General features: G+C 70.8%; 21 protein-coding genes. 13 read left to right on the top strand and 8 right to left on the bottom strand.

Going from position 1 to position 23,326, the window contains the following annotated elements; translation table 11 throughout:
• Window positions 1-13: 13 nt before the first annotated feature.
• Window positions 14-448 carry an ATP-binding protein gene (locus ACYVF7_RS46300; protein ID WP_460352401.1) on the bottom strand — a complete coding sequence of 145 codons (435 nt, stop codon included), beginning with the start codon at window positions 446-448 and terminating at the stop codon, window positions 14-16.
• Window positions 449-794: 346 nt separating this feature from the next.
• Here ACYVF7_RS46300 and ACYVF7_RS46295 point away from each other — a divergent pair, with 346 nt between their 5' ends.
• Both ACYVF7_RS46295 and ACYVF7_RS46290 read left to right on the top strand, forming a co-directional pair.
• Window positions 795-1,655: a helix-turn-helix domain-containing protein gene (locus ACYVF7_RS46295; RefSeq protein ID WP_460352399.1), complete on the top strand. Its 861-nt coding sequence runs from the start codon at window positions 795-797 to the stop codon at window positions 1,653-1,655.
• An 11-nt stretch (window positions 1,656-1,666) separates the two neighbouring features.
• Window positions 1,667-1,807, top strand: coding sequence for a DUF397 domain-containing protein (locus tag ACYVF7_RS46290; protein ID WP_460352397.1), 141 nt, complete (start codon window positions 1,667-1,669; stop codon window positions 1,805-1,807).
• A gap of 163 nt (window positions 1,808-1,970) precedes the next feature.
• Here the strand turns inward: ACYVF7_RS46290 and ACYVF7_RS46285 are convergent, their stop codons facing one another.
• Complete coding sequence (locus ACYVF7_RS46285; RefSeq protein WP_460352396.1) at window positions 1,971-3,689, bottom strand: PucR family transcriptional regulator; 1,719 nt, start codon at window positions 3,687-3,689, stop codon at window positions 1,971-1,973.
• 38 nt (window positions 3,690-3,727) lie between these two features.
• Here ACYVF7_RS46285 and ACYVF7_RS46280 point away from each other — a divergent pair, with 38 nt between their 5' ends.
• From ACYVF7_RS46280 to ACYVF7_RS46260, 5 genes are all read left to right on the top strand, one after another.
• Window positions 3,728-4,003: a 4a-hydroxytetrahydrobiopterin dehydratase gene (locus tag ACYVF7_RS46280; protein ID WP_460352395.1), complete on the top strand. Its 276-nt coding sequence runs from the start codon at window positions 3,728-3,730 to the stop codon at window positions 4,001-4,003.
• Window positions 4,004-4,100: 97 nt separating this feature from the next.
• On the top strand, window positions 4,101-5,366 hold the full coding sequence (locus tag ACYVF7_RS46275; RefSeq protein ID WP_460352394.1) for an aspartate aminotransferase family protein: 1,266 nt from the start codon (window positions 4,101-4,103) through the stop codon (window positions 5,364-5,366).
• Window positions 5,363-6,853 carry a CoA-acylating methylmalonate-semialdehyde dehydrogenase gene (locus ACYVF7_RS46270; RefSeq protein WP_460352393.1) on the top strand — a complete coding sequence of 497 codons (1,491 nt, stop codon included), beginning with the start codon at window positions 5,363-5,365 and terminating at the stop codon, window positions 6,851-6,853. Before ACYVF7_RS46275 ends, ACYVF7_RS46270 begins: the two co-directional genes overlap by 4 nt.
• 566 nt (window positions 6,854-7,419) lie before the next feature.
• Entirely contained in the window at window positions 7,420-7,716 is a 297-nt protein-coding gene (locus tag ACYVF7_RS46265; RefSeq protein WP_460352391.1) for a hypothetical protein, read from the top strand.
• 268 nt (window positions 7,717-7,984) lie between these two features.
• On the top strand, window positions 7,985-9,184 hold the full coding sequence (locus ACYVF7_RS46260; RefSeq protein ID WP_460352390.1) for an extracellular solute-binding protein: 1,200 nt from the start codon (window positions 7,985-7,987) through the stop codon (window positions 9,182-9,184).
• A gap of 474 nt (window positions 9,185-9,658) precedes the next feature.
• Here the strand turns inward: ACYVF7_RS46260 and ACYVF7_RS46255 are convergent, their stop codons facing one another.
• Complete coding sequence (locus ACYVF7_RS46255) at window positions 9,659-10,996, bottom strand: carotenoid oxygenase family protein (protein WP_460352388.1); 1,338 nt, start codon at window positions 10,994-10,996, stop codon at window positions 9,659-9,661.
• Entirely contained in the window at window positions 10,993-11,604 is a 612-nt protein-coding gene (locus ACYVF7_RS46250; protein WP_460352386.1) for a TetR/AcrR family transcriptional regulator, read from the bottom strand. The genes ACYVF7_RS46255 and ACYVF7_RS46250 overlap by 4 nt, the downstream gene beginning before the upstream one ends.
• A 121-nt stretch (window positions 11,605-11,725) precedes the next feature.
• Here ACYVF7_RS46250 and ACYVF7_RS46245 point away from each other — a divergent pair, with 121 nt between their 5' ends.
• Both ACYVF7_RS46245 and ACYVF7_RS46240 read left to right on the top strand, forming a co-directional pair.
• Window positions 11,726-12,412: an adenylate kinase family protein gene (locus ACYVF7_RS46245; RefSeq protein WP_460352384.1), complete on the top strand. Its 687-nt coding sequence runs from the start codon at window positions 11,726-11,728 to the stop codon at window positions 12,410-12,412.
• Between the two features lie 32 nt (window positions 12,413-12,444).
• Window positions 12,445-13,092, top strand: coding sequence for a thiaminase II/PqqC family protein (locus tag ACYVF7_RS46240; RefSeq protein ID WP_460352383.1), 648 nt, complete (start codon window positions 12,445-12,447; stop codon window positions 13,090-13,092).
• Here ACYVF7_RS46240 and ACYVF7_RS46235 read toward each other — a convergent pair.
• Window positions 13,050-13,805, bottom strand: coding sequence for a TetR/AcrR family transcriptional regulator (locus ACYVF7_RS46235; protein ID WP_460352381.1), 756 nt, complete (start codon window positions 13,803-13,805; stop codon window positions 13,050-13,052). The two genes, ACYVF7_RS46240 and ACYVF7_RS46235, sit on opposite strands and share 43 nt — an antisense overlap.
• 111 nt (window positions 13,806-13,916) lie before the next feature.
• Here ACYVF7_RS46235 and ACYVF7_RS46230 point away from each other — a divergent pair, with 111 nt between their 5' ends.
• Window positions 13,917-16,022 (top strand): MMPL family transporter, encoded by a 2,106-nt coding sequence (locus tag ACYVF7_RS46230; protein WP_460352379.1) that lies wholly within the window; start codon window positions 13,917-13,919, stop codon window positions 16,020-16,022.
• A 136-nt stretch (window positions 16,023-16,158) separates the two neighbouring features.
• Here the strand turns inward: ACYVF7_RS46230 and ACYVF7_RS46225 are convergent, their stop codons facing one another.
• The 3 genes from ACYVF7_RS46225 to ACYVF7_RS46215 form a co-directional block, all read right to left on the bottom strand.
• On the bottom strand, window positions 16,159-16,644 hold the full coding sequence (locus ACYVF7_RS46225) for a GNAT family N-acetyltransferase (RefSeq protein WP_460352378.1): 486 nt from the start codon (window positions 16,642-16,644) through the stop codon (window positions 16,159-16,161).
• A 49-nt stretch (window positions 16,645-16,693) separates the two neighbouring features.
• Window positions 16,694-17,977, bottom strand: coding sequence for a trypsin-like serine peptidase (locus ACYVF7_RS46220; RefSeq protein WP_460352376.1), 1,284 nt, complete (start codon window positions 17,975-17,977; stop codon window positions 16,694-16,696).
• A 64-nt stretch (window positions 17,978-18,041) separates the two neighbouring features.
• On the bottom strand, window positions 18,042-19,163 hold the full coding sequence (locus ACYVF7_RS46215; RefSeq protein ID WP_460352375.1) for a trypsin-like serine peptidase: 1,122 nt from the start codon (window positions 19,161-19,163) through the stop codon (window positions 18,042-18,044).
• Window positions 19,164-19,428: 265 nt separating this feature from the next.
• Here ACYVF7_RS46215 and dxr point away from each other — a divergent pair, with 265 nt between their 5' ends.
• The 3 genes from dxr (at window position 19,429) to ispG (ending at window position 23,117) form a co-directional block, all read left to right on the top strand.
• Window positions 19,429-20,670, top strand: a complete 1,242-nt coding sequence (gene dxr, locus ACYVF7_RS46210; RefSeq protein ID WP_460352373.1) for a 1-deoxy-D-xylulose-5-phosphate reductoisomerase — start codon at window positions 19,429-19,431, stop codon at window positions 20,668-20,670.
• Window positions 20,667-21,848 carry a M50 family metallopeptidase gene (locus ACYVF7_RS46205; protein ID WP_460352371.1) on the top strand — a complete coding sequence of 394 codons (1,182 nt, stop codon included), beginning with the start codon at window positions 20,667-20,669 and terminating at the stop codon, window positions 21,846-21,848. The genes dxr and ACYVF7_RS46205 overlap by 4 nt, the downstream gene beginning before the upstream one ends.
• Before the next feature lie 111 nt (window positions 21,849-21,959).
• Window positions 21,960-23,117, top strand: a complete 1,158-nt coding sequence (gene ispG, locus ACYVF7_RS46200; RefSeq protein ID WP_460352370.1) for a flavodoxin-dependent (E)-4-hydroxy-3-methylbut-2-enyl-diphosphate synthase — start codon at window positions 21,960-21,962, stop codon at window positions 23,115-23,117.
• Window positions 23,118-23,326: the final 209 nt, after the last annotated feature.

The following is a 23,326-nucleotide window of genomic DNA, read 5'->3' as shown; positions in this document are numbered from 1 at the left end:
GGGCACGGGGCGGTCAGGTGAAGGTGGCGGTGACCGTGTGGCCGTGGTCGGGGTCGCCGGTCCAGGTGACGCGGGTGGCGAGGTCGGCGACGATGGGGAGGCCGCGGCCGTTCTCGGCGAGGTCGTCGTCCTGCGGTCTTCGGTGCGGGCCGCTGTCCTCGAGCGACCCGCCCTGATCGGTGACGGAGACGGCGAGGCCGTCGTCCCAGCGGCGTACCTCGACGACGAACGTGCCGCCGGGCCGGCCGGAGCGTGTGTGGATGAGGGCGTTGCCGGCGAGCTCGGCCACCGCCTGGACCGCGTCGTCGGCGCGGCGGCAGTCGTCGAGGAGGAAGGCCACGAACCGGCGGACGAGCCGAGCCTGGTCCGGGCGGCCGGGGAACGTGCGGCGCCAGCACATCATGGCGGTGGTGGCGGTCGACGTCGTCTCGTGGAGCGTGGCGGTCACGGTGGTGCGCCCTCCCGTCGGATGGGGTGAGTGCCGAGGGCCAGGGGAGATGGCCGATCTCCCAGTGGTCCCGGGAGCACGACACGGACCCGAGGGGTGGGTCGGGGGCCGGCTCTGCCGGAGCGGTGGTGACTCAAGCGGCCGAGGACGTTGCGGCGCGCCTGTGGTTCCCTGCCGTACCCAACTCGAGCGACCCCCTCGATCACATGGCGTGTTCGGGTTCTTACGCATAGTGCTCCGCGCTGCTCATCCGCGCAAGCGGTTCGCTGAGAATTCTCACGATGTACCGTTCGGTAACAATCCGAAACCGATTGATTGCACTGAGTGACGTCGCCACACTGGGCTCGTGCCGGATCCCTCACCGACCATCCGCGAACGCCGGATCGCGATCGAGCTAAGGCGTCTTCGCGAACAGACCGGTCTCACCCTCGACCAGGCGGCGGAACGGCTCAAGTGGAGCCGCGCCACGCTCGGCCGGATGGAGACCGCCGTACGACGGATCAAACCCGTCGAGCTCCAACGGCTCCTCAACACCTACAAGGTGGACGGCCGGCGCCGCGCCGACCTCGTGGAGCTGGCCCGCGGCGCACGAGAACGCGGCTGGTGGCATCGCTACACCGACACCCTGCCCGCCGCGTACGCCACCTACATCGCCCTGGAAACCGAAGCCCGGTCGCTCAGGTGTTACGACGCGCTGGTCGTCCACGGCCTGCTGCAGACCGAGGACTACGCACGGGAGGTGATCCGAGCCGGGCTCATGCAGCTCGCCCCCGACTCCGAGGTCGAGCGGCGGGTCGAGGTGCGCCTCAACCGGCAAGTGAATCTCACCGAGCGAAAGCCCCTGCTGGAGCTCTGGTGCGTCATCGACGAGAACGTCCTGCGCCGCATGATCGGCGGTGTGGACGTCATGCGGGCCCAATACGCTCGTCTCGCCGAGCTGGCCGAGCTCCCCAACGTCACCATTCAGGTCCTGCCGCACGACGTCGGCGCGCATCCAGGCGCGGCGGGCACCTTCGCCATCCTGGAGTTCCCGGAGCGTTTCATGCCGGATGTTGGGTACATCGAAGCCTTAAGTAGCGCCTTGTACCTCGAGGACGACGCCGACGTCCATGCCTACTCGCTCGTGTTCAACCGACTTGTCGCTGAGGCGGTCGGCATCGACGAATCCGCCGCCGTCCTTCGTCGGCTGGCGGCGTCTCGACCCTAGGAAAGGCCCAGATGACCCGCATCGATCAGCTCAGGCTCCCGTGGCGCAAATCCATCCGCAGCAACGCTTCGGGAGGCTGCGTCGAAGTCGCCCCTCTCGACGGTCTGGCACCGGAGGAGGCCGCCGCGCTCACCGGTCGTTCGGCCGGTTGACCGGCACGGACCGGCGCGGGTGCCTCGCACCCGCGCCGGTCCGTCCGATCGCCGGCCCATCCGAGGCCTGCTCGGCTCGGTCGGCAGGTCGTCCTTGCACCAATCCGGCTGCCCGGCCGGATCACCGGCCCGCTCGCGGCGGACGTCGCGGGCCGCCGTGGGGTCAGGGGTGGTCTTTGCGGACGGCGTCGAGGGCTAGTAGGGCGACGTGGAGGGAGGCGCAGGACTCGACGTCCTCCAGGTCCACGGCGAGTACGCGTTCGATGCGGCGGAGCCGCTCGTACAGCGCCGGGCGGGACAGGTGGGCGCGCTGGGCGGTGAGGACCTTGTTGCGACCGCTTCCCAGGTAGAGGCCGAGCACGTGGACGAGGTCGCTGCCGCGCTGCGCGTCGTACGTCAGTAGCGGTCCCAGCTCGCGTTCGGTGAACGTCTGCAGGCGCGCGTCGTCGCGCAGCAGGTGCAGTAGCCCGCGCAGCCGCAGGTCGGGCAGGCGGTAGAAGAGCCGGCGGTCGGTGCGTTCGGCGGCGACGTCGGCGACCTGTTCGGCCTCCAGGAACGATCGGCGGACGTCGCGTACGGACTCCACGGTCGAGCCTACGGCCATGACGAACGCCTCCGCGCCGCCGCTCGGGCGTGCGGTCCGGCCTCCCGGATCCGTCGTGCGGCCGGCCGTTCCGCAGTGGTGGGCGCGGAGGCGGCGCGCGACCTCGCACAGGACGTCGTCCTCGACGGCGCGGGAGGGGAGTGAGGCGAGCACGCCGACGCGGGCCTGCGGGGAGCTCTCGTCGAGGGTGCCGACGAGGGCGGGCAGGTTCGCCTCCCGGCAGGCGGCGGCGGTCGCCTCGGCCAGGTCGGCGATCGAGTCGGTGGAGGACGTGGCGTCGTCGTCCTTCAGGCCGAGGGCCGGGAGAGGGGCGGGCCGGGCGGACGCCCGGGGGAGGACCACGATGCCGAGCAGGCGGCGTCCGGTGAGCGGTACGCCGAGTGCGCGGGCGCGGGCGGCGGCCTCCTGCGGGTCGGCGTACGCGTGGGCGAGGATGCCGTTGATGATCGAGCCGTGGGCCTGGCGTTCGAGGCTCTCGGCGTGCCGGTCGAGCAGCCGGCCGAGGGCGAGGGTGGTCGCCGCGCGTTCGATGAGGACGACGTCGCGGGGTGACGGCGGGTCCATCGAGGTGATGATGAGCCGTCCCCAGTCCTCGCCGCGCGCGCCGACGACCGTGATCAGCCAGCGCGAGGACTCGTCGTACGCGGTGCGCTCCTCGGGACTCACGGCGCGTGAGCGGATCTCCCAGCCGGTCAGCAGCTCGGCGGGGTCGGAGCCGGCCATCTCGGCGGCGAGCACCTGGTGGGCGAGGTTCTCCAGCACGACGGGATGCCCTGCCAGGCCGGCCACCTGGCGGACCACCTCGGCCGGCGGCGCGCCGTCGACGGACAGCTGGGTGAACACCTCGTGCAGTTTCTCCGAGGCGCGCAGCTCGGCGAGCTGGGCGTCGATGATCCGAGCGTGGACGGCCTCGGTGACGTCGACGAAGGGCGTCTCCCGGGCCCAGGCGATGAGCGGGAGGCCGTGCTCCTCGGCCGCCGCGACGAACGCGTCGGGCAGCTCGCGCGCGTACTTGCGGCCCAGCTCGACGATGAGGCCGCTGATGCCCACGTCGGCCAGCTCGGCGACGTACGTGCGGAGGCGGGCCGGATCGTCCGGCAGCGCGATGCCGGTGGTGAGCACGAGCTCGCCGCCGCGCAGCAGGTGGGCGATGTCGGTGACCTCGGCGGAGTGGACCCACCGCACGCGGTTGTCGAGGTGGTCCGCGCCGGCGATGATCCGGGGCTCGCCCCGCCGGACCGCGTCGAGCCGCAAGACGTCGGCCAGAGTGGGCAGCACAATTGTGATGCTACGGAACCCACGGTAGGAGGAGCCAGATGGATCGGCTGGACAGCGACGCCATCGACCGCGAGCTGGCGACGACCCCGGGCTGGGAGCGCGCCGAGGACGCGATCGTCAAGACCGTGACGTTCAAGGACTTCAAGGAGGCGATGGTGTTCGTCAACCGGGTGGCGGAGGTCGCCGAGGAGCTGAACCACCATCCGGACATCGCGATCCGGTGGAACAAGGTCACCCTGACGCAGAGCACGCACGTCGCCGGAGGCCTGACGGAGTACGACTTCCGGCTCGCCCGCCGCCTCAACGAGCTCTGAAGTCGGCGGCACGCCCGACACGTTGACAGATGTGGCGTATCGACGTTGACAGTCTGTCGGGTGGCGCTTTGGGGTGTTCAGCGGGAAGACTCGTGTTATGTCGGACTTGCTTGCACGTCATCGCGCGGTCATGCCGAACTGGATGGCCCTCTACTACGACGAGCCCATCGAGATCGTCAGCGGGAAGGGCAACCGCGTCACCGACGCGGACGGCCGCTCGTACCTCGACTTCTTCGCCGGGATCGTCACCAACACGCTCGGCTACGACCTCGCCGAGGTGCGCGAGGCCGTCGAGCGCCAGCTCCGTACCGGGGTCGTGCACACCTCGACGCTCTATCTGATGCGCGGCCAGGTCGAGCTCGCCGAGAAGATCGCCCGCCTCTCCGGCATCGACGACGCCAAGGTGTTCTTCACCAACTCCGGGACCGAGGCGAACGAGACGGCCCTGCTGCTCGCGACGTACGCGCGCAAGAGCAACCAGGTCTTCGCCATGCGGCAGAGCTACCACGGCCGCTCGTTCGGCGCGACCGCGATCACCAGCAACCGCACCTGGAAGAACAACGGGCTGTCGCCGCTGACCGTGAACTTCCTGCACGGCGGTGACCGGCACCTGCCGCAGTTCCGCGGGCTCTCGGACGCCGACTACATCGAGGTCTGCGTGGCGGACCTGCGGCACAACCTCGCCACCGTGACGGCCGGCGACGTGGCCGCGATCATCGCCGAGCCGATCCAGGGCGTCGGCGGCTACACCGTTCCGCCGGACGGGCTGTACGCGGCGTACCAGGAGGTCCTCGCCGAAGAGGGCATCCTGTTCATCGCGGACGAGGTGCAGACGGGCTGGGGCCGGACCGGCCAGAACTTCTGGGGCATCCAGAACCACGGCGTGACGCCCGACATGATGACGTTCGCCAAGGGGCTCGGGAACGGCTTCGCCATCGGCGGCCTCGTCGCCCGTGGCGAGCTGATGGACTCGCTGCACGCGACCGGCCTGTCGACGTTCGGCGGCAACCCGATCTCCACCGCCGCCGCCAACGCGACGCTCGACTACATCCTCGACCACGACCTGCAGGCCAACGCCGCCAAGGTCGGCGAGCAGATCATCGACGGCCTCCGGGAAGCCGGCGCCCGGCTGCCGATCGTCACCGAGGTGCGCGGCAAGGGCCTGATGTTCGCGATCGAGCTGACCGAGCCGGCACTCGCCGTCCGGATGCTGGAGGAGACCAAGGCCCGCGGCCTGCTCATCGGCAAGGGCGGCCTGTACGGCAACACCATCCGGATGGCCCCGCCGCTCACGCTCACCGAGGACGAGGGCAGGGAGGGGCTCGGAATCCTCGTCGACGCCCTGGAGGCGATCTCGTCATGAAGCAGATCACCCACTGGATCGGCGGCAAGCCCTGGACCGGGACCGCCGAGCGTCAGGGAGACGTGTACGACCCGGCGACCGGGCAGGTCGCCGGACGGGTGGACTTCGCCTCGGCCGACGAGGTGAACGCCGCCGTGGCGGCGGCCCGCGAGGCGTTCCCCGCGTGGCGGGACGCGTCCCTCACCAGGCGCGCGAACGTGCTGTTCGCGTTCCGTGAACTGATCAACCAGCACCGCGACGAGGTCGCCGCCGTGATCACGTCCGAGCACGGCAAGGTACGGGCCGACGCGGCCGGCGAGGTCGCCCGCGGCCTGGAGGTGGTGGAGTTCGCCTGCGGGATCCCGCACCTGCTCAAGGGCGGCTTCTCGGAGAACGTCTCCACGCGGGTCGACTCCTACTCCATCCGCCAGCCGCTGGGCGTGGTGGCCGGGATCACGCCGTTCAACTTCCCCGCCATGGTGCCGATGTGGATGTTCCCCCTCGCCATCGCCTGCGGGAACACCTTCGTGCTCAAGCCCTCGGAGAAGGACCCGTCGGCCGCGGTCCTCATCGCCGAGCTGTGGAAGGAGGCCGGGCTCCCCGAAGGCGTCTTCAACGTCGTGCACGGGGACAAGGCGGCCGTCGACGGGCTGCTCACCCACCCGGACGTGAGCGCGGTGAGCTTCGTCGGCTCCACGCCGATCGCGCGCTACGTGTACGAGACCGGCACCGCGCACGGCAAGCGGGTGCAGGCCCTCGGCGGCGCGAAGAACCACATGATCGTGCTGCCCGACGCCGACCTGGACCTGGCCGCCGACGCGGCCGTCTCCGCCGGGTTCGGCTCGGCGGGGGAGCGCTGCATGGCGATCTCCGCGGTCGTCGCCGTCGACCCGGTCGGCGACGAGCTGATCGCCAAGATCAAGGAGCGGGTCGCGAAGCTGACCGTCGGACCCGGCGACCGCGACGGCTCCGAGATGGGCCCGCTGGTCACCGGGGCGCACCGGGACAAGGTCACGTCCTACCTCGACGGCGGCGTCGCCCAGGGCGCCACGCTGGCCGTGGACGGGCGCGAGCACGCCCTGCCGGGCGGTGACGGCTTCTGGCTCGGCCCGACGGTCCTCGACCACGTGACGCCGGAGATGGACTGCTACCGGGACGAGATCTTCGGTCCCGTCCTGTCGGTCGTACGGACGTCGTCGTACGAGACCGGCATGGAGCTGATCGCCGCCAACCCGTACGGCAACGGCACCGCCATCTTCACCAACGACGGGGGCGCCGCCCGGCGGTTCACCAACGAGGTCGAGGTCGGGATGGTCGGCGTGAACGTCCCGATCCCGGTGCCGATGGCCTACTACTCCTTCGGCGGCTGGAAGGCCTCGCTGTTCGGCGACACTCACGTGCACGGCACCGAGGGCGTGCACTTCTACACGCGCGGGAAGGTCGTCACCTCCCGGTGGCTCGACCCGTCCCACGGCGGCGTCAACCTGGGGTTCCCCACGAACGGCTGACCGGCGTCGGCGTGATCGCGCCCGCAGGCCGGCGGGCGCGATCACGCACGTCCGGGCCGGCTGGGGGACGCTTCGCGGCGTCCCGGCGACGAAGGGGCGGCATGGTGCGTTCCAAGCCACTCGTCCCGGGTGCCGTCATTCGACATTAAAGAGCTTGATGCCCGGTTCATTGCGCAGGTCGCTGAATTTTCATATCGGCGGCCTGTTTTCAATTCACGTTCAGCGGGATTTCCGGACGGCGTTAAATCGGGTGGTTGTCACCTGGAGGTCAAAGCGGGGTGGCGGAGGGTGGTCTCGGGCGGCAGGCTGGGCCACGATGGGGCCGAGGGGCCCGTCCACAGGGGGTTGAGCAAGATCATCTTCGCGTGTCCGCCGCGAGCATCCGATCATCTTGAAAAAGTCTCAGCTTCCGCGAGTATTGGTTTGCCCTGAGCCGGCAGCTTGACAGCCAAAACTACAAATACTAGCCGGAGCTCTTGACCTGCTCTGTGGCATACGACACACTGCGTTTGTCGATAGCTGTTGGCGCAAACTTCAGAAGTTCCCCGGTTGCCAGGGAGCACCCCATGTCTGCCGACGACTCGCCCGACCAGACGCCGTTCTCACTGCTCGCCGTGTTGGCGGCGCGCTACCCGGAGTGGACGATCTGGTTCGGCGACGCCACCGGCCACTGGTGGGCACTCCCTCCCAACGACCGGGGGCCCGGCGAGTTCATCGAGGCTCCGACGGTGAAGGAGCTGGTCGAGTCCATCGAGGCGCTCAAAGCGCGTCCCCGCATCCCCTATCAGACCCGCGGCGCGTCGCCGGGCGCCGCACCGGGCAGGCTTCCCGCCGCCTCCCGACCCGGTGGGTCGTTCCGATGACCCGCCGCCGTACGCGACCCGAGACCGTCGCACCCGAGCCGCGGTCTCAGGCGAGCATTTGTCGGTCACGCCGCCTCCCCCTCCAACACCTCCGTGACAGGCGTGACCGCAGAGGGGCGCTCTCCTGAGGCCGCAGGAGTCCGGGCAACCGTGTAGCCCCCGGCACGGTTGCCCGGACCTCCATTTCTCCTGATCGTGGGTCCGGTCCGCACTCACCCGCACATGTCGTTACGCTCGCGAGAGACGTGTTCCATGAGACGGGAGCGGGATGAGGGTTTCACGACGGCGCGCGGCAGCCGTGTCGGCCGTGCTGGCCGCCGTGCTCGGCCTGGCCGGCTGCAGCGGTGGCGGTGGCAGTGGGGGCGGCGGCCACCGCGTGCGCGAGGTCCGCGCGGCCGACACCATGGGACCGGGTGAGGGCTCGGTCTCCCTCCTGACATGGAGCGGCTACGCCGAGGACGGTTCCAACGACCCCCGGGTCGACTGGGTCACGCCGTTCCAGAAGAAGGCCCGGTGCCGGGTGGACGTCAAGTACGCGGCCAACGCGCAGGAGATGCTCCAGCTGATGTCGAAGCCGAATCTCCGCTACGACGGCATCGCCGCGCCGCCGGAGATCGCCGGGCAGCTCGTGGCGGACCGCCAGGTCGTGCCGGTCAACCCCGACCTGATCGACGGTTACAAGGACCTCGAACCGGCCCTTCGCGCGCAGCTCACCAAGGACGGCAAGTCCTACGGAGTGCCCTTCACCTGGGGGGCCAACCTCCTGATGTACGACCAGAAGGTCGTGCGCACGGCACCGGACAGCTGGGGCGCGCTGTTCGATCCGGCGGAGGCCAAGAAGTACGCCGGCCGTCTCGTGGTCCGCGACAGCCCGCTGACGTTCGGCGACGTCGCCCTCTACCTCAAGGCGCACGATCCGAAGCTGAAGATCAAGAACCCGTTCGCGCTGACCGGCAAGCAGCTCGCCGCGGCGCAGTCGGTCATCGCCAAGCAGCACCCGTACGTCAGCACGTACTGGCTCAACCCGTCCGACGCCATCGCGCCGTTCGCCGACGGGCAGGCCGCCCTGGGCCAGGTCTGGCCCTACCAGGTGGACGTGCTCAGCCGGAGCGGCCGGTCCGTCGCCGGGGTGACCCCGCGCGAGGGCGTCACCGGCTGGATGGACGCCTGGATGATCGGGGCCCGTGGGAGTCATCCCAACTGCATGTACCAGTGGCTCAACTGGGTGAGTTCCCCGGAGGTCCAGCAGCAGGTGGCGGAGTGGGACGGCGTCGCCCCGGCCAATCCGGAGGCCTGCGGGCACGACCGGCTGCGCGCCCAGTTCTGCACCGCCTACCACGTCGGCGACCGGTCGTACCTCAACAAGATCATCTTTGCCCGTACGCCCACGAAGGACTGTGGCGGACCGGGCGAGGACTGCGCCGACTACGCCGCCTGGACCCGCGCCTGGCAGGCCGCCCGACACTGATCAGTGCCCGGGGCGGATGACCGAAAAGAGGAGACGCGCGCTCGGCCGCCCCCGCCGAGCGCGCGTCTCTCATCGGGCGTCCCGGGCTCCCCCCGGACCCAGGACGTCCTTTTCCGGTTAGGCTCTGATCTTCGCGCGCCGGCCCCGGGTCTGCTGGACCGGAATGCGCAGCGCGGGGGCGCATTCGTCGCAGGCGAACACGCGAGAGTCGTCGGGCAGCCGGCCGACGTGCACACGGGGCCGGGGCCACCTCTTGTGGCAGATCACGCATGCCTCACCCCAGCACTGCTCGATGGTGAGGCCCCTCGGATCGAATGTCGGTGTGGAACGGGCCATGACGTCCCCCCAAACTTCTCGGCTCCGTTCGGCCTCCATTTCTACCGGGGGTCTGGTGAGGCGTCAGTGTGGGAAACCACAAGGCAGGGCAAAACCCTGGAGAATTGCCGGTCGTATACGATTCTCCGGGATTAGCACTCAGTTTTGGTCAGGCACCCAACTGCCATGAAAGCCAGCCGGAACTCGGGTCGGCAGGTGTACGCGGGCGACCGGTTCGCCGGTGAAATCCTGCGCGGCGAGGATGACGAGGTCGGTGGCGCCGCGTTCGGGATCGAACGCCAGGGCCATGACATAGCCGTCGTCCTCGGCGGCGTCGGGCGAGCGCGGGGCGAAGACCGCCTCTCCGACGGCGGCGCCCGCCGCGAACTCCCGGACCTCGGCGACGCCCGTCATATAGTCGTGCTTGAGCAGCGCCTCGCCGGCCTTCGTGCGGAGCAGCTCCGCCGCGCTCACCGTGTAGCCGTAGCGGTGCGGCTCGGAGACGAGACGCTCGTCGACCCGGGGGAACTCCTGCGGCCGGTCGTCGACGCGCTGGGATGAGAGCTTCCCGGCCGCGGGGTCGATCGTCCAGCGGTCCAGGGCGGGCGCCGGGACCTCCTCCAGCCGGCCGCCCACCAGCATCTCCGGATACCGCGCCACGTCGACGACGAGCCGGTCCCCGTCCTCGTACGCGTTGAGGGTGTGGAACACGAAGCACGGATCGATGTCGATCCAGCGCACGGAGGAGCCGTCGCCGTCCCGGGGCATGATCCCCACGCGTGCCGGATGCGCGGGGTTCCAGGCGTACGGCAGCCGAGCACCGCCGGCCGCGAGGTCCATGCTGAAGGTCACCGGCAGGTCGTACAGGATCACGTGGCGTTCGGTGAGCGCGAAGTCGTGCATCATCGGGCCGTCCTGCACCGGGACGTTCACCGTGCGGGTGACGGCGCCCTGGGCGTCCACGACGAGGTATTGGATGTACTCCCAGCCGAAGTGGTACGCGACCGCGTGCAGCTCGCCGGTGCGCGGGTCGTGCTTCGTGTGCGCGGTGTAGGCCCCCGGCAGCGTGCCGCCGAAGTCGAACGGGCCGACCGTGTCCAGCTCATAGGACAGCTCGTACGGGCGCGGGCCCGCTTCGACCAGTGCGAGCGTGCGGCCCGCGTGGGCGAGGACGTGCGTGTTGGCCGCGAAGTCGAAGTCCTCCTCGTCGGGGCCGCCGGGCCATTCCTCGCCGAGCCGGCTCGCGACGTCCCGCGACCGGACCCACCGGTTGCGGTACCACTCGGCGCGGCCGTCGCGCAGCCGGACGCCGTGCACCATGCCCTCGCCGACGAACAGGTGGTACGCCTCCGGGTCCTCCAGCCCGAGCGGGTTGGGGCCGTTGCGCAGGTAGCGGCCGTTCAGCTCGGGGGGAACCCGCCCGGTGACGGGCAGGTCGAAGGCGGTCACCTCGTCGGTGGCCGGCGCGAACGCGCCGCTCAGAAAACGACTGGTCATTGCTCCTCCTCCGTCGGCGCGAAGCCGACTCCGATGGCGGTGATGGCCGCCGTGAACACGGCGTCCGGGTCGGACAGGTGTCCCGCGAGCTCCAGGCTCACGACGCCGTGGGCCACCGACCAGAGCGACTCGGCGATCACCTTCGGATCGCCCGAGGGGATGCGGCCCTCCTCCAGACAGGTGGCGACGGCGCGTTCGAGGTGGCCGAAGGTCTCCTGGGCGACGTTCATCGCCTCCGGACTCGGCTCCCATCCGGGGATCGGCCGGCCGAACATGAGGTCGTAGTAGTTGCGCGCGGCGAGCGCGGTGGCGCGGTAGGCGTGGCCCAGCGCGTACAGGCGGAAGAGCGGGTCGTCCTCGCGGACGGCCTCGAAGCGCCGAGCGAAGCGGGAGAACCCCTCGACGTACAGCGCCTCGACCAGCCCGTCCTTCCCGCCGAAGAGGGTGTACAGGACCGTCGTCGAGCAGCCCGCGGCCGACGCGATGCGCCGCATGGACAGCCCCTCGGGCCCCTCGGTCGCCAGGAGCTCGCCCGCGATGTCGAGCAGGGTCGTACGCAGGGCGGACTGTCCATGTCCCTGGGCCCGCGCATAAGGCGTCGCTGCCATCGAAGGCCCCCTCAAAAACAGCGTTATTGGTCAATAACACTGTTACTACGCTCCTCCGGGTCGGCGTGTCAAGTCCCCGGCCGGCTGACAGGGGCGCACGCGTTGTGCCATCCTGCGGACGGTGCGCAAGTACGTGGTCATGGGAGTACCGGGAAGCGGCAAGAGCACCCAGGGCGCCATGCTGGCGCGCGAGTACGACCTCGTGCAGATCAGCGTCGGCGACATCTTCCGATGGCATGTGAAGAACCACACCAAGATCGGTGCTCAGGTGCGCCGGATCATGGCGGCCGGGGAGCTGGTCGGTGACGACCTCGTCGAGCGGATCGTCCGCGACCGCCTCGACCAGCACGACTGGAACTACGGCTTCATCATCGACGGGTTCCCGCGCAACCGGCGCCAGGCCGAGTTCTTCCTCGAGAGCTACGACATCGACGGCGTGATCTACCTCGACCTGCCGGACTCCGAGGTCCGCCGCCGGGTCCTCGCCCGCCGGCTCTGCTCCGTGTGCGGCATGGACTACAACCTCATCGAGGACCGGCCGAAACGGCCCGGTCGCTGCGACGTCTGCGGCGGCGAGCTGGTCACCCGGGAGGACGACACTCCCGAGGCGCTCGCCGCCCGCCTGCGCGACTACCACGAGAAGACGAACCCGGTGCTGGAGCTGTTCCGGCGTAAGGAGTTCGTCTTCGGGGTCGACGCGCAGCACGACCCGGAGACGGTGCAGCGGGAGATCCGCGAACGCCTGGGCCTCGACGGGCACCACCCCGTCCGGCCGCTCGAAGAGGACGACTCCGCGCGTCCCGATTGACGCGGGCGGCACCTTGATGTTCGGCTGATGCCATGACCGCCGCCGAGGACCTCGTCCGCCGTGCCCGCGCGGAGAACCCGCCGGGAGGCAACCGCTTCCTCGACCTGCTGGAGGCCTCGGCCGTGCCGCGAGAGCGGCTGACCTGGCTCGCGGGGGAGCAGTGGCACATCGTGCGCAGCGACCGCCGCAGCTTCGCCCTCTTCGCCGCCCGCTTCCCCGACCCGCCGTCAGGCGATCTCTTCCTCGCCCTCGCCGGGGGCGAGGGCACCGCGCTGGGCCTGCTGTCCGGCTTCGCCGCCGCCCTCGGGCTGACGGAGGACGACCTGCGGGCGTACGAGCCGCGTCCGCTCGCGCAGGCCTACCCGGCGTACCTCGCGTGGAGCGCCCTGTCGGGCACCCGCAGCGGCCTCGCGCTCGCGATGCTGGCCAACCTCGAGGAGTGGGGGACGTACTGCGGCCGGACGGCCGACGCCCTCGCCTCCCGGTACGACCTCGCCGAGGAGGGCGTCGCCTTCTTCCGCTACTTCGCCGCGCCGCCGCCCGGCTTCGCCGAGCAGGCGACGGCGGTCATCGAGCAGGGGCTGGCGGCCGGGGAGGACCCGCGGGAGGCGCTGCGCGCCGCCCGCATGCTCCACGCCTACGAGTCGGAGTTCTGGTCGGCGCTCGCCGAGGGGCTCTGACCCGGGGGAGCGGGCGCTTCGAAGCCGAGGGACGTGAACATGTCGGCGAGTTCGGCCTCGAAGAGGGGCTCGCCGTCGTCCAGCATGAACTTCACGTGCCCGAACGCCTCCATCGCGACGAGGCCGTACAGCCGCACCCACGCTCCGGCGTAGAGGCGGATCAGGCCGAGCGGGATACCGGTCCGGTCGAGGCCGCACGCCTTGGCGAAGTGCAGGAGCTGGTCGCGCAGCGCGGGCGGGATGTCCTCGTCGGCGGGCACGGCGAACCGCGCGCGCTCCCATAGATCGGCGAACATGGTGAAGAAGACGGCGCCGAAGCCTATGGGGGAGGGGTCGGCGTCCTTCGCCGGCGGCTCGTACCCCGGGAGCGGAGCCCCGAAGATCATCGTGAACTCCGGCCGGTGGTCGAGCGCCCAGCGCCGGAAGGCCCGCGACGCCTCGGCGAGCCGGCCGCTGAGATTCTCGGCCGGCAGGGTGTCCCGGGCCGCCTCGATCGTCTCGCGGATCTCGCCCTTGTAGCCCTCGATCATGGCCGCGATGAGGTCGTCCAGGCTCGCGTAGTAGCGGTAGAGGGCGGGCGCGGTCATGCCCATGTCGCGGGCGATGGCCCGCAGGGAGATGCCCGTGGGGCCGTGGGCCCGCAGGTGCCGGCGCGCCGCCTCCTGGATCTCGCGCACGGTGGCCTCGCGCATGCGTTCGCGGCGGGTCGTCACGCTGCTCCCTTGACATTCGTTAACGATGTGTGCTTCGGTAAACGCTGTTAACGAATAAACGGTGTTAACTCTTCTGATCGTCGATAACAGGTTACTCCGGGGGAGCCGACCATGCTCGAATCACTCGCCCGCCTGACCCACCGCCGACGCCGGTGGGTCCTGGGCGCGGCCGCCGTCTTCGCCGTCCTCGCCGTCGTGTGGGGCACCCAGGTCTTCGGGGCGCTCAAGGGCGGCGGCTTCGAGGATCCACATTCGGAGTCGGCGCGGGCCACCGCGCTCATCAACGAACGGATCGGCCCGCCCGCCGGAGACCTGGTCGTGCTCTACGAGAGCGCGACGCGCACGGTCGACGACCCGGCCTTCCGCGACGCCGTCACCCGAACCCTCGACCGGCTGCCCCGCGACCAGGTCCGGGGCGTCACGACGTTCTGGAACACCGGCTCGCCGGCGCTGGTCTCCCGCGACCGGCACGCGACCTACGTCGCCGTACGGCTCGCCGGGGCCGACGTCCCCGCACGCGTCACGACCTACGAGAAGGTCCGCGACCGGTTCGCCGCGCCCGGCCTCACGACCCTGCGCGGCGGCACCGTCGCCGTCAACAGCCAGCTCCACGACCAGACCTCGAAGGACCTGGCGCGGGCCGAGACGATCTCGATGCCCATCCTGCTGGTCCTGCTCGTCGTCATCTTCGGCAGCGTGGTGTCCGCGCTCCTGCCGCTCACGATCGGCGGCGTCGCCATCCTCGGCGCGTTCACCGTCCTGCGCCTGATCACCATGACGACCGACGTGTCCACGTTCGCGATCAACATCATCACCATGCTGGGACTCGGGCTGGCCATCGACTACTCGCTCTTCATCGTGACGCGCTTCCGCGAGGAGCTCGGCCGTACCGATTCTGAGCGGGAGGCCCTGGCCCGCACGATGACGACCGCCGGCCGCACCGTCGCCTTCTCCGGCGTCACGGTCGCCATCGCGTTCGGCGGCCTGCTGCTCTTCCCGCAGATGTTCCTGCGGTCCATGGGCCTCGGCGGCATCGCGGTCGTCCTCGTCGACATGGTGGCCGCCCTCACCGTCCTGCCGGCCCTCCTCGCGGTCCTCGGGCGGCGCGTCGACGCGCTCCGCGTCCTGCCCAAGCGGCGGGCGGACGGCGCGGAGCACGGGCCGTGGTTCCGGATCGCGCACAGCGTCATGCGCCGGCCCGTGGCGTACGCGGTCGGCGTGACGCTCGTGCTGCTCGCCCTCGGAGCGCCCTTCCTCGGCATCCGCTTCGGCAGCGTCGACGTCCGCTCGCTGCCGAACAGCGCGGAGAGCCGTACGGTCGCGACGACCCTCGACCGCGACTTCGCGCACGGCGCGCTCTCCCCGATCGACGTCGTCGTCACCGGCTCCGTCTCCCGTCCGCAGCTCGACGGCTACGTGAACCGGCTGCGCGGCGTCCCCGGAGTCACGGCGGCGGCGGTCGCCGACACCGGACGGGACGCGACGCACATCGCCGTACGGTTCGGCGCCGACCCGCAGTCCGGCGACGCCCGCGACCTGGTCCGGCGGATCCGGTCGCTGCCCTCGCCGGGCGCCGCGTACGTCGGCGGGGAGACCGCTCAGCTGGTGGACCTGCTGGGCAGCCTGGGACGCGTCCTGCCCTGGGCCGCGCTCTTCGTCGGGGCGGTGACGTTCGCGCTGCTGTTCGCCGCGCTCGGATCGGTCCTACTGCCGCTCAAGGCCCTCGTCATGAACGTGCTGTCGCTGAGCGCCGCCTTCGGCGTGATGGTCTGGGGGTTCCAGGACGGCCACCTCTCGGGCGTACTCGGCTTCACCTCCACCGGCACGGTCGAGGCGTCGCAGCCGGTGCTGATCCTGGCCGTCGCGTTCGGTCTGTCGATGGACTACGAACTGTTCCTGCTCAGCCGGGTCCGGGAGGAATGGCAGCGGACGCAGGACAACACCGCCGCCGTGGCCGCCGGGCTGCAGAGCACCGGCCGGATCATCACCAACGCCGCCCTCCTGCTGGCCGTCGTGATCGCCGCGTTCACGACGTCCGGCATCTCCTTCATCAAACTGATCGGCGTCGGCCTGCTGGTCGCCGTGGTCGTCGACGCCACGCTCGTCCGGGCGCTGCTCGTGCCCGCGACGATGCGGTTGCTGGGCCGGGCCAACTGGTGGCTGCCCGCCCCGCTACGGCGTCTGCACGCCCGCGTCGCCCTCCGCGAGTCCGGCTGAGCCGAGCGGCGGGATCCGCGTCCGGAGTACGGACAGCGGGAACCGGCCTCGCAGGACCGGCGGATACGTGCCGACAGGCCCGGCCGGTGTGGGTTCCCCGTTCTGACGGGGCGACCACGCCGGCCGGTCACGGGGGTCAGGGGCGGGTCTCCGCCCGGAGCGTCTTCTCGAAGCAGAGGCTTCGCGGCGGATGGGATCCGAAGGGCGGAATGCGTACGTATCCACTGGACTCGTACAGACCCGCGTCCCGGAGATCGGCCGCCTTCAGGCGCGCGATCCGGCAGCCGCGCCGGCGAGCGAGATCCTCGGCCCCGCGCAGCAGCAACCGGGTGACACCCATGCCGCGATGCTCCGGCCGGACGTAGATCTGGCCGACCTCGGCGCCCTGCACGCCGGACGGATGCCCGCCCGCCGCCATGACCCACCGCACCCCGGCGCAGCCGATCGGCTCGCCGCGTTCACGGGCGACCAGGAAGACCGTTCCGGGCTCGGCCGGCGCGGGGCGGTCGGCGTCCGCGCCGAACCGGGCGGCCAGCTCGGCCGCCTGCTCGACGTGGAGACCCGTCACGATCGGGTCGTCGAAGGAGGTCTCGACCAGTTCAACGCGGGGGCTGTTGACCATGCCGGGCCACAGTAGAGAATCCGCCGACCGTGCGTGGGGGATTTGCGGGTCACGCATGCTGCGCCTGTTCGTACACCCGGCGGACGGCCGCGTCGAAATACGGGCCGTACATCGTCGCCGGATCGTCGGAGTACTTGAAGCTGTTCACCGAGGTGACCACGCCCCTGCCGGTCACGGGGTCGAAACCGGCCAGCCACGGGCCGCCACTCGCCCCCTCGGACATGTCACAGCGCAGGCCCTGGTCCTGCGTGAGCCGATGGCGGTCGGGATAGGTCCGGCCGCTGCAGTAGGCCAGCCGCTCACCGTCATAGTGGCCGCCGGTGGGGTAGCCGAAGCCGTAGACGACGGCGCCTCGCGGCTGATCGAACGCGACGGTCTGGGCGCCGACCACGTCGGTGACGTGGCGACCGCCGGCCGCGGCCAGCGCCACGATCGCGACGTCGTTGTTCTCGTCGTGCCGTCCGGACCAGGCGGTCGGTACGAACAGGTGCCGGGCGGTGAACGCGCCGTACGGCCGGCGACCCTGGTCGTACCCGGGGACGTAGAGCCAGTTGCGGGCCCAGGCCCCCGCGGCGTCCTGCACGCAGTGCCCGGCCGTGATGACCAGGTCGCGGTTGTCACCGGCGATGGTGCCCGCCGAGCACACGAAGTCGCCGCCGTTGATGGTGAAGAACACCTTGCCGGTCGTGGCCCGCACCGCGCCGGACGAACTCCAGGGCGAGCCGGGAGCACCACGGACGGTGCCCCGGTCCGCGGCGTCGACGACCCGCCGGCCGGTCGTGGCGACGCCCTGCCGGTCCGGGGTGCCGGTGGTGTCCCGGGCCGGGACGGTGGCGGCCTGCCGGTCCGGGACGCCGGTGGTGTTCCGGACCGGCGCGGTGCCCGTCGGGTAAGGGATCGTTCTGGTGGCGGTGCGCCGGTCCGCCGTAGTGGCGGTGTGCGGGCGCCGGATCGCCATGGTGGCGGCGTGCCCGTCCGGCGCGGTGGTGGCCTGCCCGTCTGTGGCGGCGGTGGTGTGCGGGCGCGGGTGCGGTGCCGGGGCGGTGGCCCGCCGACCCGCGGTGTCAAAGGGGGAGCCGGCGGGGGAGCCGACGTCGGCCGTGACCCGCGGGCTCACCGCCGGCGGCCGGTGCCGTGGCCGATCCGGCGGGGTCACGGCGTGCCGCATCCGGCGTACGGTCCAGTACCGCAGGATCGCCGAGCGTTTGGCGGCGATCACGTGGTCGGTCACCCCCGCCACGCCCGGCGCGGGACCGGGCGCTCCGATGCCGAGCGTGCTGAGGAGGGCTCCGATGGTGGACACGGCGCGTACGACGCGGGCGGACTTGGGCATGGATCGAAAGTGTGCAGGACCGTGCGTGGTGGCATCGTGACTTGGCGTAAAGCGAGGCCCTCGATCAGGTGTTCTGTGCTTTGTCATAGAGGGCTTGTATGGCGGTGCCGAAGTACGGCCCGAACATGACGTTCGGCATCGCGTCGTACTTGAAGGAGTTGACGGAGTTCTGCGTGCCGACGCCGGTCCTCTCGTCGAAGCCCAGGAACCAGGGACCGCCGCTGGAGCCGGAGGTCATGTCGCACGTCAGCCCGAGGTCGTGGGTCTTGCCCGGGTCGTCCTTCGGCGTTCCGCTGCAGTAGGTCAGCTTCGATCCGTCGTACGGGGCCCCGGCGGGGTAGCCGAAGGCGTGCATCGAATGGTGGCGGCCCTGGTTGAACGCGATGCCCTGGCCGCCGACGACGGCGGTCAGCCGACGGCCGTTCAGCGGGGCGACGGTGGCGACGCCGACGTCGTAGTCGAGGTCCTCACGCGCCTCCCACTGGGCCGTGGTGAGCGTCCGCATGGCGGTCCACTTGCCGTAGGGCGCCTGACCGTCGTGGTAGCCGGGCACGAACACCCAGTCGGTGTGCCAGGCGCCGTCGAGCCGCACGCAGTGCCCCGCGGTGATGACCGTGCTCTGGTTCGCGCTGGTGACCGCGTTGCCCGAGCAGGACGCCGGGTGCCCCTGGTAGGTGAAGAACACCCGGCCGGCGGTCTGCACCACCTTGCCGCCGGAGACCCAGGCGGCCCCGGTGGACGGCTTCGTCGCCGGCGTCTCGGACGGGCGTCCGGCAGGGACGGGCCGCCCGGTCGTCATCGGGATGGCGGCGAGGTCGTCCAACGGGTTCGCGCTGCGCATGCGGTCGGGCGTCCACCAGCGCTCGAGCCGATCGAACGCGACCCGGGACGCCGCCATCGGGTGGACGGCCGGAGACACGTCCTGGTCACCGAGGGCGGGAGCCCCGGAGCGTACGAGGCCGGCGGTCGCGGACCGGGCGAGGCCGGAGGACGCGCCCGGGTGACCGTGGCCGGGAGCCCTGTGCCCCGCGCGTACGGGATGGGAGCCGGTGCGGCCGGCGCCGGGGGAGGCCGCCGCGCGGAGGGCGGGGCGTGCCGGATCGGCCTGTGCGGCTTGGGCCGGGGGGACCGACAGGAGCGCGCCGACCGCCGCCGACGCGGCCGCGACGCGAGGGGAGTTCTTCATGACCCTTGTGCCCTTCTGCGGCCGCCACGGGGGAACGACCGCGATCGAGAGACGTGGCCGGAACACTAGCGCGAAGCGTGTTCACCTGACTACGGAGAGAAATCGCCATATGGACGGCGTGCTCCGATTCACGGCGTTATCGCGATCGGCCCATCAACGCCACCGCCCACGTACCTCCGCCGAACGGCCGACGCCCGCTGCGCGTACCCGCCGGTGCCCTCCGTCGGTCGAGGGCGATTCGGGGCAGGGGACAATGGGGGGCGTGATGCCTGACGACAGTCCGTCCGCAGCCGCCCGCAGAGATATCGTGATCCTCGGTTCGACCGGGTCGATCGGCACCCAGGCCATCGATGTGATCCGCCGCAACCCCGACCGCTTCCGGGTGGCCGGGCTGGCCGCCGGGGGAGGCCGGGTCGATCTGCTCGCCCGTCAGGTCCTCGACCTGCGGCCCGACGTGGTCGCCGTCGCGAAGGGGTCGGTGGCCGAGGACCTTCAGCTCGCGCTCTACGCCGAGGCCCAGAAGCGGGGCTACTCCTCAGGGGACTATCGCCTGCCCAGGCTCCTCGCCGGGCCGGGCACGATCGCCGAGGTCGCCGCCTGGCCGTGCGACGTCGTGCTCAACGCCGTGGACGGCGCGGCCGGTCTGAGCTCCACGCTGGCCGCCCTCGACGCCGGGCGTACGCTCGCGCTGGCGAACAAGGAGTCGCTCATCATCGGCGGTCCGCTGGTCAAGCGCCGGGCCAAGCCGGGCCAGATCGTGCCGGTCGACTCCGAGCACTCCGCGCTGGCCCAGTGCCTGCGCGGAGGGGCCCGCAGCGAGCTGCGCCGGCTGGTCGTCACCGCCAGCGGCGGGCCGTTCCGGGGGCGGACCCGCGCCGAGCTGACCGACGTCACGCCCGAGCAGGCCCTCGCCCATCCGACGTGGGCGATGGGGCCGCTGGTCACGGTCAACTCCGCGACGCTCGTCAACAAGGGCCTGGAGGTCATCGAGGCCCACCTGCTGTTCGACGTGCCGTTCGACCGGATCGCGGTGGTCGTGCACCCGCAGTCGATCGTCCACTCGATGGTGGAGTTCGCGGACGGGTCGACGATCGCCCAGGCGAGCCCGCCGGACATGCGCCTGGCGATCGCCCTCGGCCTCGGGTGGCCCGACCGGGTGCCCGACGCCGCGCCCGCCCTCGACTGGTCGCGGGCGTACACGTGGGAGTTCTTCCCGCTGGACGACGAGGCGTTCCCCGCCGTGCGGCTGGCCCGGGAGGTCGGCGAGGCCGGGGGAACGTTCCCCGCGGTGTACAACGGCGCGAACGAGGAGTGCGTCGCCGCCTTTCTCGCCGGAAGGCTGGCGTTCCCGGCGATTGTGGATACGGTCTCGCGGGTAGTGTCCGAGCACACGAACGGTCCGGACCCTCTGATCAGGGACGATCCGGGCGGCGGGCTCACCGTGGACGACGTGCTCGCCGCCGACCGGTGGGCGCGGACCCGGGCACGGGAGCTGACGTCTGGTTGACCTATCTGCTCGGAGCGCTGGCCTTCATCCTCGCGCTGCTCCTCTCGGTGGTGCTGCACGAGGCGGGGCACTTCATGACGGCCAAGCGCTTCGGCATGAAGGCGACGCAGTTCTTCGTGGGTTTCGGTCCGACCCTGTGGTCGCGTCGCCGGGGCGAGACGGAGTACGGGGTCAAGGGCATCCCGCTCGGCGGCTTCGTGAAGATCGTCGGCTACACCCCGCTGGAGGAGATCGCGCCCGCCGACGAGCCGCGGGCGTTCTACCGCCAGCCGGCGCTGCGGCGGGCGATCGTCATCGTGGCGGGCGTTGTGATCAACATCGTCCTCGCGTTCCTGCTGCTGTTCGTCCTCGCGGTGGCGGTGGGCGTCCCGGACGGCAGGGACGCCACCACCCTCGTACGCAGGGTCACGCCGTGTGTCCCGGCGAGCGGTGGCACCTGCACGACCCGCGATCCGGTCTCGCCCGCCTCCGCGGCGGGCCTGCGACCGCGTGACCGCATCGTCTCGTTCGCCGGGACGCCCGTGCGCGAGTGGAACGGCCTGGCCGGCCTGATCCAGCGGACCCCGCCGGGCACCGCCGTGCCGGTCCTGGTCGAACGGCAGGGATCCCGGAGGACCGTGTGGGTCCGGATCGGCCGGTCGGGCGGGCACGGCTATCTCGGGGTTGAGCCGGCTCCGCACATCCGCACCCTGGGGCCGGTGGCGTCGCTGCGTTTCGCGGGCCGGTTCACCGGCCAGATGGCTGCCTCCATCGGCGGCATCGTCGTCGACATCCCGAAGGCGATCCCGAAGCTGTTCTCCCGTGAGCGGGCCAACACTCCGGGCGGCCAGGCGGGCAGCGTCGTGGGTGGCGCCCAGGTCTCGGGCCAGGTGTTCTCCTCCAGCGACACCTGGCGCACGAAGATGGGCATGTTCCTGCTGCTGGTCTCGTCACTCAACCTGTTCGTCGGGCTGCTCAACCTCATCCCGCTGCTCCCGCTGGACGGCGGCCACCTGGCGGTCATCTGCTACGAACGGATCAAGGCGTGGATCTTCCGCCTGCGTGCCCGGCCCGATCCGGGCCCGGTCGACCTGACCAAGCTCATGCCCGTGACGTACGCGTTCGTCGTCCTGCTGGTGGGTCTAGGTGTTCTGTTGATCCTTGCCGACCTAATAAATCCCCTCAAACTTCCCCAGTAGGCCCTGGCGTGTGCAGCATCCCCGCCAGTTGCCTAGGCTTGGTCTTACTGCCGAGCACCCACTGGAAGGAGGGCGCGGCGTACGGGGCATGGGCTCCGCGCCGCGTTGCCGATGAGCGTCGATCTTGGAATTCCGCAGGCCAAGCCCAGGCCGCTCGCTCCGCGCCGTAAGTCGCGCCAGATCATGGTCGGGTCGGTGCCGGTCGGCGGTGACGCTCCGGTGTCGGTCCAGTCGATGACCACGACCCTGACCGCCGACATCAACGCGACGCTGCAGCAGATCGCCGAGCTGACAGCGTCCGGCTGTCAGATCGTACGGGTGGCGGTGCCGTCCCAGGACGACGCCGACGCGCTGCCCGCGATCGCCCGCAAGTCGCAGATCCCGGTCATCGCCGACATCCACTTCCAGCCGAAGTACGTCTTCGCCGCGATCGAAGCGGGCTGTGCGGCGGTGCGGGTCAACCCGGGCAACATCAAGAAGTTCGACGACAAGGTCGGCGAGATCGCCCGGGCCGCCAAGGACGCGGGCGTGCCGATCCGCATCGGGGTGAACGCCGGGTCCCTGGACAAGCGCCTGCTGGAGAAGTACGGCAAGGCGACCGCCGAGGCGCTCGTGGAGTCGGCGCTGTGGGAGTGCTCGCTGTTCGAGGAGCACGACTTCCGGGACATCAAGATCTCGGTCAAGCACAACGACCCCGTCGTGATGATCAACGCGTACCGCCAGCTCGCCGCCCGGTGCGACTACCCGCTGCACCTCGGCGTGACCGAGGCGGGCCCGGCGTTCCAGGGCACGATCAAGTCGGCGGTGGCGTTCGGCGCGCTGCTGGCCGAGGGCATCGGCGACACCATCCGGGTCTCGCTGTCGGCGCCTCCGGTCGAGGAGGTCAAGGTCGGCATCCAGATCCTGGAGTCGCTGAACCTCCGCGAGCGCGGCCTGGAGATCGTCTCCTGCCCCTCCTGCGGGCGTGCGCAGGTCGACGTCTACACCCTGGCCGACGAGGTCACGGCCGCGCTGAAGGACTTCCCGGTGCCGCTCCGGGTCGCGGTCATGGGCTGCGTGGTGAACGGCCCGGGCGAGGCGCGCGAGGCCGACCTCGGCGTGGCCTCCGGCAACGGCAAGGGCCAGATCTTCGTGAAGGGCCAGGTCATCAAGACGGTGCCCGAGTCGCAGATCGTCGAGACCCTCATCGAGGAGGCCGTCCGCATCGCCGAGGAGATGGGCATCGACGTCACCGGCGAAGGTCCGGGCGCCGACGTCTCCGTCTCCTGAGGCCTTTACAGACGCCTTTTACGGCCCTTCCGGAATTGCTCCGGGAGGGCCGTCACCTTTTCCGGTTCACCGACGAATTACCTTGTCTGCTGCCAAAGCGGATGTATCAGCATTTGTCACGATTCGGCATCCTTGATTCCTAACTCTTGATCACCCCACCCGCCACACGCGCACAATGCCCCGGCATCCACCGAATTGCGGGGCTCAGT

It is taken from the genome of Actinoallomurus acanthiterrae (assembly GCF_054775715.1).
The sequence above is the reverse complement of the archived record's forward strand: the minus strand, read 5'-3'. Positions and strand labels throughout refer to the sequence as shown.